This is a genomic window from Arthrobacter sp. Y3221157 (assembly GCF_059089865.1).
Genome location: NZ_JBNHFD010000106.1, coordinates 1 through 11,922, shown reverse-complemented (window position 1 = coordinate 11,922; position 11,922 = coordinate 1). Strand labels below are relative to the sequence as shown.

The 11,922-nt window shown below is 67.4% G+C and carries 12 protein-coding genes; 4 read left to right on the top strand and 8 right to left on the bottom strand.

Annotated features, from left to right (window positions below; translation table 11 throughout):
* From AC5RTT_RS18345 to nirB, 4 genes are all read right to left on the bottom strand, one after another.
* The coding region (locus tag AC5RTT_RS18345; protein ID WP_494146391.1) for an FAD-dependent oxidoreductase at positions 1–506 on the bottom strand (506 nt) is incomplete at its 3' end.
* Between the two features lie 210 nt (positions 507–716).
* A complete protein-coding gene (locus AC5RTT_RS18340) occupies positions 717–1,865 on the bottom strand; it encodes a uroporphyrinogen-III synthase (protein ID WP_494146390.1) in 1,149 nt (382 codons plus the stop codon).
* 14 nt (positions 1,866–1,879) lie between these two features.
* Entirely contained in the window at positions 1,880–2,914 is a 1,035-nt protein-coding gene (cobA, locus tag AC5RTT_RS18335) for a uroporphyrinogen-III C-methyltransferase (protein ID WP_494146389.1), read from the bottom strand.
* A gap of 2 nt (positions 2,915–2,916) precedes the next feature.
* Positions 2,917–5,547, bottom strand: a complete 2,631-nt coding sequence (nirB, locus tag AC5RTT_RS18330; protein WP_494146388.1) for a nitrite reductase large subunit NirB — start codon at positions 5,545–5,547, stop codon at positions 2,917–2,919.
* A 269-nt stretch (positions 5,548–5,816) separates the two neighbouring features.
* Here nirB and nirD point away from each other — a divergent pair, with 269 nt between their 5' ends.
* On the top strand, positions 5,817–6,200 hold the full coding sequence (nirD, locus tag AC5RTT_RS18325) for a nitrite reductase small subunit NirD (protein WP_494010571.1): 384 nt from the start codon (positions 5,817–5,819) through the stop codon (positions 6,198–6,200).
* Positions 6,201–6,265: 65 nt separating this feature from the next.
* Here nirD and AC5RTT_RS18320 read toward each other — a convergent pair whose 3' ends face one another.
* On the bottom strand, positions 6,266–8,017 hold the full coding sequence (locus AC5RTT_RS18320) for a phospho-sugar mutase (RefSeq protein ID WP_494103485.1): 1,752 nt from the start codon (positions 8,015–8,017) through the stop codon (positions 6,266–6,268).
* Positions 8,018–8,085: 68 nt separating this feature from the next.
* Positions 8,086–8,904 (bottom strand): purine-nucleoside phosphorylase, encoded by an 819-nt coding sequence (locus tag AC5RTT_RS18315; RefSeq protein ID WP_494146387.1) that lies wholly within the window; start codon positions 8,902–8,904, stop codon positions 8,086–8,088.
* A 103-nt stretch (positions 8,905–9,007) separates the two neighbouring features.
* Between AC5RTT_RS18315 and AC5RTT_RS18310 the strand changes: the two genes are divergently transcribed.
* The 3 genes from AC5RTT_RS18310 (at position 9,008) to AC5RTT_RS18300 (ending at position 11,017) form a co-directional block, all read left to right on the top strand.
* A complete protein-coding gene (locus AC5RTT_RS18310; RefSeq protein WP_494146386.1) occupies positions 9,008–10,423 on the top strand; it encodes an NAD(P)H-quinone dehydrogenase in 1,416 nt (471 codons plus the stop codon).
* Between the two features lie 139 nt (positions 10,424–10,562).
* The gene (locus AC5RTT_RS18305) at positions 10,563–10,823 is read left to right on the top strand and encodes a hypothetical protein (protein WP_494010567.1); all 261 of its coding nucleotides are present in this window, start codon (positions 10,563–10,565) and stop codon (positions 10,821–10,823) included.
* 8 nt (positions 10,824–10,831) lie between these two features.
* The gene (locus tag AC5RTT_RS18300; RefSeq protein ID WP_494010566.1) at positions 10,832–11,017 is read left to right on the top strand and encodes a PspC domain-containing protein; all 186 of its coding nucleotides are present in this window, start codon (positions 10,832–10,834) and stop codon (positions 11,015–11,017) included.
* Positions 11,018–11,070: 53 nt separating this feature from the next.
* On the opposite strand, the gene AC5RTT_RS18295 is transcribed toward AC5RTT_RS18300, so the two are convergent.
* Positions 11,071–11,391: a hypothetical protein gene (locus tag AC5RTT_RS18295; RefSeq protein ID WP_494146385.1), complete on the bottom strand. Its 321-nt coding sequence runs from the start codon at positions 11,389–11,391 to the stop codon at positions 11,071–11,073.
* Between the two features lie 323 nt (positions 11,392–11,714).
* Positions 11,715–11,922: (2Fe-2S)-binding protein (locus AC5RTT_RS18290; RefSeq protein ID WP_494146384.1), on the bottom strand; the 208-nt coding region annotated here is incomplete at its 5' end.

Here is an 11,922-nt window from a genome sequence, read left to right as displayed (position 1 = left end):
TTCCTATCTAGGGGCCGCACGCCCCGGGCACGCAGGACAGCCTCAGCCTGGCCTGCGGCCGCCCCGTTTCCCACCAGGATCCCCAGCGGACGCCTGCCCAGCTCCCGGGTCACCTGTCCCACGGCCTCGGCAATGCGGGCGGCGTCGTCGATGGTGGAGTAGCTCAGGCACTGCGCCGCCCCCTCCACGGGGTTGGCGACGGGGGATGATCCGGTAGCTATCACCAGGTTGTCGTAGGAGAATTCCAGGCCGTCGGCCGTGGCCACGGTCCGGTTCACGGCGTCGATGTGGCTGGCGGGCTGGCCGAACCGCACCGACACCTGGGGGAGCAGTGCCAGCTCCAGCAGCTCCTCGGGCGTGTCGTCCCGGCTGCTGAGGACCGTGATGGTGCCGGCGAAGCTTGCCCGGTCCAGCTGCCTGACCAGGGCCTGTGCGGCTGGGCCGGCTCCGGCGATGACGATGCGGGTGGCTGCGGAGGTGGACGGGGTGGGTGCCGGAGCGGACATGTGCTGGCCCTTTCGCTGGCGGCCTGGACGGCCGGAAGTTCGTGATGGAACCCAGCGTAGGGGGACGCTTTTACCGTTGTGTTTCCCCTCGGTTGCCGTTGTGAGGGTGCCCGTTCGCCAGTTTTTACCGGCCGGTAACAGAACCGGTGACGTGGCTCTCATTCGGCCGGCGTCCGACACAGGGGCCCCTCAAACGGGAACAGCGGCGTGCTAGACGCGGATCCGGTACCCCCGTTTGACCACGGTTTCCACCAGGCGTCCGTCCGGCAGCGAGGACCGGAGCCGGCTCACGGTCATGTCCAGGGCGTGGACGGATCCCCGCAGTTCCAGCAGTTCGGCGAGCGACTCACGGGAGAGGACAGCGCCGCCGGCGCCCAGCAGCGCCCGGAGCAGCAGCAGCGGGGCAGGAGCCAGTTCCACCGGCTGGCCGTCGATGCGCAGGCTCCGCCCCCGCAGTTCGATGTTGCCGGACCTTGTTTCCAGGCGGCGGACGTGGTTCAGCGCCAGGTGCTCGCAGACCAGCCTGATGAGCGCCCCCATGCGGAAGCGTTCCGGGACCAGGGGCGCCACCCCGGCATCAATCAACGGCTGGGCGGTCACGGGGCCCACCACCGCGGTGGTGACGTTGGTCTTCAGGCTGTCGATCAGGTGCTTGTAGACGCCCATCTCGTGCGCCGTGCTCCACATGGCATCGACGGCGGGGGCGCTGGTGAAGGTAAGGACGTCCAGGTTCCCGCTGCAGGCGGCTTCGATGAGGCGGGGAAGCTTGTCCTCGCCGTCGGGCTTAACCCAGCGGTAGGGCGTGACGGTCAGGACGGTGGCGCCGGACATCCGCAGGCGCTCCAACTGGCGGACATCCGTGTAGCCGTGCAGCTGCACGGCTACCGTCTTGCCGCGGACGCCTTCGGTGAGCAGCATGTCCACCAGCGTGGCGGTGGTCTCGTCGCTGCTGATTCCGACGTCGGCGAGTCCGGCCGCGCGCACGGCACCCCGGGCTTTGGGCCCGCGGACGAACATCCGGCACGCGCCCAGGGTCTCCAGAAGTTCATCGCCGATGCCGAAGGAATCCGCGGCCTCGCACCAGCGCCGCATGCCGTAGGCGGTGGTGGCGATGCAGAGGTCCGGCCTGGCCGCGATGATGGCCCGGGTGTCCTCGATGAGGCGCATGTCCTCCTGGACGGGGGCGATTTTCAGGGCAGGGGCGTGCAGCACCTCAGCGCCGCGGCGTTCCAAGGCGTCGATCAGGTCCTGGGACCTGCGGTCCGACGTGACGCCGATCCGGAAACCCTCCAGCGGGGCTTCTGCAGCATCGGGTGTTTCTTCGACCTGCGGTGTTTCGGCCGGTGCGAGTGCATTCATGGAGGTCAATCCTTTCACGAGCCCAGCAGCGAGGCCGCCAGCCTGTCCAGGTCGGCGGCGGCCTCAGCATGCCCGCGGTTGGCTTCCGCCACCCGAACCACCTCGCCGATGACCAGCACGGCCGGGTTGCTGCACCCGGCAGCGGCGGAGGCAATGGTGCCCAGGTCCGCGATGGTGGTCCGCTGGCCCGGGCGGTACCCGCGCTCTACGACGGCCATCGGCATGTCGGGGCGCATGCCTGCCCTACGGAGTCCGGCGGCCAGCTGGTGGAGGGTGCCGATGCCCATGAGCACCACGATGGTGCCGCCGAGGCCGGCGAGGTGCTGGTGCTCCTTCTCGGTGAGCGGCGCGTGGCCGGAAACCACGGTGAACATGTGGCTGACTTCGCGGTGAGTGACCGGAATGCCGGCAGCTGCCGGGACGGAGATGGCGCTGGTGACGCCGGACACCACGTGGACCTTGACGCCGGCGGCCACACAGGCGGCAACTTCCTCGCCGCCGCGGCCGAAGACGTACGGGTCGCCGCCCTTGAGGCGGACCACGTTGTTGCCTGCGAGGGCGCTTTCCACCATGAGCTTTTCGATGTCCGCCTGGCTGACTTTGTGGTGGCCCGGCTTCTTGCCCACATCCACCAGTTCGGCGGAGGTGAGGGACGGCAGCTCCTGGTACGGGGCCAGGCGGTCGTAGAACACCACGTCCGCGTCCCGCAGGGCCTTGACCGCGGCGATGGTCAGGAGTTCGGTGGTGCCGGGTCCGCCGCCCACCAGGGTGACGTGGCCGGCGGCGCCGGCAGCGGGTTCGGCGGCCACCGGAATCCCGGTGTGCCGGCAGCGGTCCAGGAGGGCGTCCCAGCCGGGCTGGCCGTCGTCCACTGCCGCCACCAGGAACGGGCGCTCGGGCAGCGGGCCGTCATGGCCCGCGCCCTGCGGGGTGCTCAGGCGGTAGACGACGGCGCCCGCGGCTTCGTAGCGGCGCACCGCCTGCCGCGCGGCAGTGTCGGAACCCGTGACCAGGACGTCGCGTCCGGTGAGGTCGATGCTGAGCTGCATGGCTATACCTCGTTCTCGTTGCCGGCACGTACCGGGATGGAGGCCCCGATCAGGACCTTGCCCTTCTCTTCGGGCGTGGCGGGGCGCATCTGGCCGCGCTCGTCCGGGACGAAAGTGATGGAGTCGTCCTTCTGGTCCGGGGCGTTGACGAAGGAACGGAACCGGCGCAGGCGCTCAGGGTCCTTGAGGGTGTCGGCCCACTCGTCGATGTAGGTGTCCACGTGCTTGGCCATGGCCGCTTCAAGGTCCTCGGCGATGCCCAGGGTGTCCTTGACCACCACGTCCTCAACGTGCTTGATGCCGCCGTCGAGCTCTTCCTGCCAGCGGGCCGTGCGCTGCAGGCGGTCCGCGGTGCGGATGTAATACATGAAGTAGCGGTCGATGTACTTGATCAGGGTTTCGTCGTCGAGGTCCTTGGCGAGCAGCTGTGCGTGTGCAGGGGTTGCACCGCCGTTGCCGCCCACGTACAGGTTCCAGCCGTCTGCCGTGGCGATCACGCCCACGTCCTTGCCGCGGGCTTCGGCACACTCGCGGGCGCAGCCGGAGACACCCATCTTGAGCTTGTGCGGGCTCCGCAGGCCGCGGTAGCGCAGCTCCAGCTTGATGGCCATGGCCACCGAATCCTGGACGCCGAATCGGCACCAGGTGGAACCGACGCAGGACTTCACCGTGCGCAGGCTCTTGCCGTAGGCCTGGCCGGATTCGAAGCCGGCGTCCACCAGTTCCTTCCAGATCTCGGGGAGCTGTTCCAGCCGGGCGCCGAACATGTCGATCCGCTGGCCGCCGGTGATCTTGGTGTACAGGTTGTACTTCTCGGCCACGGCGGCGATGACGCCGAGCTTCTTGGGCGTGATCTCACCGCCGGCGATGCGCGGGACCACCGAGTAGGTGCCGTCCTTCTGCATGTTGGCCAGGGCGCGGTCGTTGGTGTCCTGGAGGGTGCCGCGGCCGGCGTCCAGCACGTAGGCGCTGTTCTGGCTGGCCAGGATGTTGGCGATGGTGGGCTTGCAGATGTCGCAGCCTGCGCCCTTGCCGTACTTGGCCATGATCTCTTCGAAGGAGGTCAGTTCCAGGACGCGGATGGCGTCGAAGAGTTCCTGGCGGGACAGTTCGATGTGCTCGCAGAGGGCCTTGGAGACCTCGACGCCGGACTTGGTGAGTTCGGTTTCCAGCAGCTTCTTGAGCATCGGAACGCAGGAGCCGCACTGGGTGCCGGCACGGGTGCAGCCTTTGAGCTCGCCGAGTTCCTGGACGGGTGCGTTGCCCTCGCAGGCGCCGCAGCCGTTGATGGCGTCGCGGATGCTTCCCGCGGTGACGTTGTTGCAGGAACACAGGGTGGCGTCGTCCGGCAGCTCTGTTTCGGGGGCATCGCCGCCGCCGGCGGCACTGAGGAACGCACCGGGTTCGGCGGGAAGTTCGCGGCCGAGGAGCGGGCGGAGGCTCATGTACGGTGAGGCGTCGCCGACGAAGATGCCGCCCAGCAGGGTCTTGGCATCGTCGGTGGTGACGATCTTCTGGTACACGCCGCGGGCGGGGTCGGCGTAGACGATCTCGAGGGCGTGCTCGGTCTTGGCGAAGGCGTCACCGAAGCTTGCAACGTCCACGCCGGAGAGCTTCAGCTTGGTGGCGGTGTCGAATCCGGGGAACGTGGCGTCGCCGCCGTGGAGGCGGTCTGCGACGATCTCGGCCATGGTGTTGGCGGGAGCCACCAGGCCCAGGCACATGCCTCCGTAGTTGGCCACCTCGCCGATGGCCCAGATGCCGGGTACTTCGGTTTCGCAGTAGTCGTTGATCACCACGCCGCCGCGGGGACCAAGGCTGAAGACCTGTTCCTCGCCTTCGGCGGCGCGGAAGAGTTCGTCGCGGGGCCGGACGCCGATGGCCACGATGACCATGTCCGCTTCGATGATGCGGCCGTCCGCCATGAGGACGCCGGTGACCTGGCCGTCGTCGTCGGAGAGCACCTCGGACGGGAAGACGCCGCCGTGGACTTCGAAGCCCTTGGCCTTGATGAGCCGGCCCATCGCCTGGCCGGCGCCTTCGTCCAGCTGCGTGGCCATCAGCCACTGCGAGCCGTCAATGACGATGGGGTTTGCGCCCAGCTGTTCAGTGCCGGCGGCGGATTCGAGGCCCAGCAGGCCGCCGCCGATGGTGACTGCATTGACCTTCCGGCCGAGCTTCTCAGTGAGTTCGGCAATTTTCTGGTTGATGGTCCAGACGTCTTCGAGCGTGCGGTAGACGTGGGTGAGCTCGTTGCCGGGGATGGGCAGGCGGGCGGCGTTCGAGCCGGTGGCCACCACCAGTTCGTCATAGGGGTAGGTGTTGCCGGTGGACGTCTCCACGGTCTTCGCGGCGGCGTTGATCTTCACAACGCGCTCGCCGGTCTTCAGTTCCAGAGAAGGGTGGTCCCACATGGAAGCGGATCCCAGGGTCAGGTCCACGCCGGTATCGGTGAGGGCCTTGGACAGCGCGACGCGGTCGTAGGGGAGGTGGGCTTCCTCGGTGAGGACCGTGACATGCCAGCCATCGAGGCCACGGGCATGCATTGCGTCCGCAAAACGGTGGGCCGCGGGGCCGCCGCCGGCGACGACAATGCGGCGCGTTGTCTCGGTGTTTGAAGTCTGTTCGGTCACTGTGGGCCTTTCGCATGGGCCGCAGCGGTGCTCCGGCCTTCTCTGACGAGTGTCCATCCAGACTAGGGAGAGGCAGTTTCGCCTCAGTTTCCCCTTTGTTTCGCGAACTTAACTTCTGCATCACGAACGCATTTCGGGCCGGGTTAGGTGTCTTTTACGCGCCGGACACATTTGCTGCATCCCCACGAAACACCCCGCGCCTAGCGTGGAACCCGGCCGCACAGGCAGCCACAACCCACGGACAACAAGCACAGGGAAAGGAGCCGGACATGACGGCAACACTGGAACTTGGGGCGCTCGACACCGCAACCGCCGAGGCCGGAGCGGCCGCCGCCGGGTGGCACCGGGTCTGCCACCTGAACGACCTGGAACCCTCCTGGGGTGAAGCGGCCCTGGTTGCCGGGCGCCAGATCGCCCTCTTCCGCACCGGGCCCGGTGAAGTCTTTGCGGTGGCCCACGAGGATCCGGCCACCGGCGCGCATGTCATGGCGCGCGGAATCCTTGGCTCCAGGGGGGCCCGGCCCACCATCGCCTCGCCCCTGCACAAAGAGGTCTACGACCTCGAAACCGGGGAGTGCTTCAGCGCTCCCGGCCTAAAGCTTGCCGCCTTCAGCAGCCGGATCGTCGACGGTTTCGTCGAAGTGGAGCTGTAGACAACAGCACATCATCCCGCACCACCCAGGAAAAGGGGCGCGCAGGCAGGCGCCCCTTTCACGGCTTAAAGTCCCAGCGCCTCGCTGACGTCGCGGAGCACTGCATCCAGCGATGCCCGGGCTGCCTGCCGGGCGGCGGGCAGTTCCGCGGCGGAGGCAGCCTGGTGGATCACTTCCAGGTAGCACTTGAGCTTGGGCTCAGTGCCGCTGGGCCGGATGATCACGCGCGTCAGGTCCCGGGTCACGTACAGCAGGCCGTCGGTGGGCGGCAGCTGGTCCGTGCCCTGGGCAAGGTCCGTGAAGACTTCCACCGTGGACGATCCGAAGGATTCCGGCGGTGACACCCGGAGCCGGTTCATCATCGCGTCAAGGAGCCCCAGGTCGGCGACCCTGATGCTCAGCTGGTCGCTGGCGTGCAAGCCGTGCTTCAGGTACAGCTCATCGAGGGTATCGAAGATGGTTTTCCCCTCGGCCTTGGCTGTCGCCGCGAGCTCGGCGATGAGGACCGCGGCGGAGATGCCGTCCTTGTCCTTCACGACGTCCGGTGCCACGCAGTAGCCGAGGGCTTCCTCGTAACCGTAAACCAGCCCGGGTACCCGGGAAATCCATTTGAATCCGGTGAGCGTTTCCTCGTGGGCGTAGCCGGCGGCCGTGGCGATCCTGGCCAGCAGCCGCGAGGACACGATGGAATTGGCAAAAACCCCGCTCACGCCCTGGGCCTCACCGCCGGGGTCAGTGGCAGCCAACCGGGCCACCACGTGGGCACCCAGCAGTGCCCCCACTTCGTCTCCCCGCAGCATCCGCCAGGCCCCCGTGTCCGGGTCCTTTGCGGCCACCGCGGCCCGGTCCGCATCGGGGTCGTTGGCGATCACGATGTCGGCATCCAGCCGCGCTGCAGTTTCCAGGGCGAGGTCCAGTGCCCCGGGTTCCTCCGGGTTGGGGAAACTGACGGTGGGAAAGCCGGGGTCCGGCTCTGCCTGTTCGGCCACCAGGGTGACATCGCTGAAGCCCGCAGCCTGAAGCACGGCCCGTGCTGTTCGGCCGCCCACGCCGTGCAGGGGAGTGAGGACGACGCGCAGGTCCCGGGAGGGAAAGTGGTCCTGCAGGGCGAGGGACGCCGTGGCGCGCTGGTAGTCCGCGGCGATGGAGCCGTCCAGGACGGTCCAGCCCTCCGGTGCCAGCATGATCGACTCCAGCGGCCCCACCGCGCTGATCCGGGCCGAGATCTCTATGTCATAGGGGGTGACGATCTGGGCGCCATTTCCGCTGTCAGGTACGGCGTGGCGGCCCAAGTACACCTTGTAGCCGTTGTCCTGCGGCGGGTTGTGGCTGGCGGTGACCATCACGCCGCCGTCGCAACCCAACGCCCGCACGGCGTAGGCCAGCACGGGGGTTGGCAGGGCCGAGGGCATCAGGAAGGTTTCGATACCGGCAGCAGTGAAGATGGCCGCGGTTTCCGCCGCGAAAATGTCCGAGTTGTAGCGGGCGTCGTACCCTACGACGGCGCGCGGCCGGGTTCCCCGGGAGGCCCGGCTCACCGCGTCCGCCAGGAACGCTGCCAGGCCCGCCGCGGCACGCCGGACCACCACGCGGTTCATGCGGTTGGGCCCGGGGCCGAGCGCGGCCCGCAGGCCGGCCGTGCCGAACTGGAGGGTGCCGCGGAAGCTGTCTTCGAGTTCCTGCCGGGCGGCAGGATCACCCTCTTCCACCAGCCTGACCAGTTCAAGGAGGGACGCCGACGTTGCGGGATCCGGGTCTTGGGAGGCCCAGGTGCGGGCTTCGTCGAGCAGGCGGAAATCGGCATCGGAAGACGTCATGGGCATAACGCTATCGTCATTGTCCGCCTACTTCGCGCAACGCGGAGCCCGTTGGGGCGCCGCCTCTTTCAGAGCTTGGCGATGATATCGGCGAGGAGCCTGGAGATCCGCGGGCCTGCTGCCTCTCCCGATTCGATGACCTCCTGGTGGCTGAGCGGCTGCGGGCTGATGCCGGCGGCAAGGTTGGTGACCAGCGAAATCCCGAACACCTCCATGCCGGCATGCCGGCCTGCGATGGCCTCCAGCGCCGTCGACATGCCTACCAGGTCTGCGCCAATCCGCTTGGCATACTGCACTTCCGCCGGCGTCTCGTAATGGGGCCCGCTGAACTGGGCGTAGACCCCTTCGTCGAGGGTGGGGTCCACCTCGCGGGCAAGGTTGCGGACCCGTGAGGAGTAGAGATCTGTCAGGTCCACGAAGGTGGCCCCCTCCAGCGGGGATGCCGCGGTGAGGTTTATGTGATCTTTGATGAGTACCGGTGTGCCGGGCCTCCAGTCCTCGTTGAGTCCGCCGCAGCCGTTGGTGAGGACCAGCGTGCGGCAGCCTGCGGCGGCTGCGGTGCGGATGCCGTGCACAACGGCGCGTACCCCTTTGCCTTCGTAGTAATGCGTCCTCGCGCCAAGGACCAGGGCGCGCTTGCCGTCCCTGGCCAGCACCGAGCGGATGGTGCCGACATGCCCTTCCACGGCGGGGGCGTGGAAACCGGGGACTTCTTCGGCGGAAAGGGTGGCGGTGGTTTCACCGATCAGGTCGGCTGCGGCGCCCCAGCCGGAGCCAAGCACCAGCGCCACGTCGTGGCGGTCCACTCCTGTTTCTTCGGCGATGTAATCGGCAGCGGCCCGGGCCGAGGCGAAGGGATCCGTGTTCAGGAAGTCTGTTGTACTCACCAGTACAAGTTATCCTGCCGCTCCTGTTGCGCCCACCACAGGCGCCCGCGGCGGAGCGTGGAATTCTTGGTGCTGCGGCGGTGATGGGCGAGAATGATTGATTGTGACTACGCATCCAGATTTCAGTTCACCCCGGATCGCAATCCTGGGAGGTGGTCCGGGCGGATACGAGGCCGCCATGGTGGCCGCCTCGCTGGGAGCGCAGGTCACCATCATCGAGCGCGCAGGCCTGGGCGGATCCGCCGTCCTGACGGACGTTGTGCCGTCCAAGACCCTGATCGCCACCGCGGACCTGATGACGCGCGTTGCCGAGGCAGGCGAGCTGGGCGTGAAGTTCGACGTCGACGGCGGCGACTTCGTCCCGGTGATGCGCGCGGACCTGAAGCACATCAATGACCGCCTGCTGAACCTGGCCCGCAGCCAGTCAAAGGACATCCACGACGGACTCGAGGGCCAGGGCGTGCGCATCCTGACCGGTTCCGGCCGGCTGCTGGATAACCACACCATCGAGGTCATCACCCTGGACGGCACCGAGATCGTGGAGGCGGACACCATCCTGCTGGCCGTCGGCGCGCATCCGCGGGAGCTGCCCACCGCCCGGCCGGACGGTGAACGCATCCTGAACTGGACGCAGATCTATAACCTGGACGAGCTGCCCGAGGACCTGATCGTGGTGGGCTCCGGTGTCACCGGCGCGGAGTTCGCCTCGGCCTACAACGGTCTCGGCTCGAAGGTCACGCTGGTTTCCAGCCGCGACCGCGTGCTGCCCGGTTCCGATGTGGATGCCGCTGTGGTGCTGGAGGAAGTGTTCGAACGCCGCGGCGTCCGCGTTATGTCGCGTTCACGCGCGGAATCCGTGGAACGCACGGAGGACGGCGTGGTGGTCACCCTCAGCGACGGCTCCAAGGTGACCGGCAGCCACTGCCTGCTCTGCCTGGGCTCCATCCCCAACACCGCCGGCATCGGACTGGAAGAGGCGGGCGTGGCGCTGAGCGAGAGCGGCCATATCAAGGTCGACGGCGTCTCCCGGACCAGTGCGCCGAACATCTACGCCGCCGGGGACTGCACCGGCGTCCTGCCGCTGGCCTCCGTGGCAGCCATGCAGGGCCGGATCGCCGTCGCCCACTTCATGGGTGACGTCGTTACTCCGCTGAAGCTGCACCAGGTGGCTTCCAACATCTTCACTTCCCCCGAGATCGCCAACGTGGGGGTCTCCGAAGCGGATATCGATTCGGGCAAGTACCAGGGCGATGTGGTGAAGCTTTCGCTGCGCAGCAACGCCCGGGCCAAGATGCGCAACGCCCGGGACGGGTTCGTGAAGATCTTCGCCCGCAAGGGATCCGGCACGGTTATTGGCGGCGTCGTGGTGGGGCCCAACGCCTCGGAGCTGATCTTCCCCATTTCCATCGCCGTGAAGCAGAAGCTGCATGTGGACGATGTGGCCAGCACCTTCACCGTCTACCCGTCGCTGACCGGGTCCATTTCCGAGGCGGCGCGGCGCCTGCACGTGCACCTGTAACAGCGGGGTACCGGCAGGGGGCGGGAAAGTCTGGACCCTGCTGCGGCCGCCTGCATAGACTCCTTCAAGGACCGGCCGGGAATTCCGATTACGAATTTCCGGCCGTCCCTGCATCAGCCGACGACGCGAGGAGAATCCCATGGAACTGCAGGACGTCAAGTGGAACGAGCAGGCACGCGAGAAAATCCTGCTGGACGCCGACAGGGCGCTGCAGGAAGCGGTCCGTGAAGCAGCATCGTCACTGTCGGACGCCGGCAAGGACGAGGTGTACAAGTTCCTGTACGAGAAGCTGAAGCCGCAGTTCGTGGACTTCCAGCCGGGGCCGGACCTCACCGAGTACGCGGAAGCAGTGGCAGGCGGAGAATTCTCCGCCGCTGCCGAAGCCGGGGCTGAAGGGTAGGCGCGATCATGGCAATGGCTCTTGAACGCCCCCGCCGTGGCAAGATGATCGGCGGCGTCTGCGCAGCGCTCTCGGCCCGGTTCGGCCTTCCAAAGTTCCTGGTGCGGCTGGGTTTCGTGATCTTTGGACTGGTGGGGATCGGGGAGCTGGTCTATATCGCGCTGTGGATCATCATCCCGAAGGCGCCGGCCTAGGCGGGAGCTTCATGCCTGGGTGGCCCTTGCTAGTGGGGCCACCCCAGACGTGATTAGTGCTCTCCTTCTTCCATGTAGGCCTCAGGCCAAGGCATCAAATGTGCGTTGCAGAACTGTCCGGGGCTGGGCGCGTACGCTTTGAAGCCTTTCTTCACGATCTGCCCGTAGGACTGGACTTGTCCACCAAAGGGAAATTCCTCAGCGGGATCGTCGTTGAGACCGGAGAACGAACAGATGGACTTTGCGTGTTCCGGACCCCGCTCCACCTGCCCGCGGGGAACATCGCCGGGCGGTGCCGCGAGGGCGGGACCCGCGGAGAGCCCGATCAGCGCGAGCGTACAGGCGGCAGCCCCGAGAAGTGATTTTGTGCGCATTGCTTTCCTCGATCTCTAGAAAAACCAGCAGATTCAGGTCGCGGACGCATGCTGGTCCAGTTGCCGTGGCCCTTTCAACATGGGTCTGCAGCCTCCGGGCACGTGCCCGTGGAGGGGACACTACTCAGCCCGGGCCGCCTCGGGAAGCACCACAGCAGATCCATGTGGAAACCCACAGCTTTGATGCTGCAGGCCGGGGGTTTAAGGCTCAGGCGGCGGAGACCGTCTGGGCCACCGCCGCCGGGTTCCCTGACCGTGGAGCCGGCCCGGCGAGGGCCCCAGCTCGAGCTTGCGAGGGCAGGGAGCCGGGGTGCCTTGCGAGGTTAGGAGACGGCCGGGGAGAAATGTTTTTCGATCAGCCCCTTGATGTCCTCATGGCAGCCGCCGCAGCCGGTTCCGGCGCGGGTCGCCTTGGAGACCTCAGCCACGGTGGAGCAGCCCTCCGAGACGGCGTCGTGGATGGCAGAGCCGCTGACGCCCGCGCAGCGGCACACGGTGCCCGCAGGATCGGCGGTACCGGCTCCGGGCAGC

Excerpts from the sequence above, each read along its gene's own strand:
- AC5RTT_RS18340 (WP_494146390.1), bottom strand. The coding sequence starts at position 1,865 with ATGAATGCACTCGCACCGGCCGAAACACCGCAGGTCGAAGAAACACCC.
- cobA (WP_494146389.1), bottom strand. The coding sequence starts at position 2,914 with ATGCAGCTCAGCATCGACCTCACCGGACGCGACGTCCTGGTCACGGGT.
- nirD (WP_494010571.1), top strand. The coding sequence starts at position 5,817 with ATGACGGCAACACTGGAACTTGGGGCGCTCGACACCGCAACCGCCGAG.
- AC5RTT_RS18320 (WP_494103485.1), bottom strand. The coding sequence starts at position 8,017 with ATGACGTCTTCCGATGCCGATTTCCGCCTGCTCGACGAAGCCCGCACC.
- AC5RTT_RS18305 (WP_494010567.1), top strand. The coding sequence starts at position 10,563 with ATGGAACTGCAGGACGTCAAGTGGAACGAGCAGGCACGCGAGAAAATC.
- AC5RTT_RS18300 (WP_494010566.1), top strand. The coding sequence starts at position 10,832 with ATGGCAATGGCTCTTGAACGCCCCCGCCGTGGCAAGATGATCGGCGGC.
- AC5RTT_RS18295 (WP_494146385.1), bottom strand. The coding sequence starts at position 11,391 with ATGCGCACAAAATCACTTCTCGGGGCTGCCGCCTGTACGCTCGCGCTG.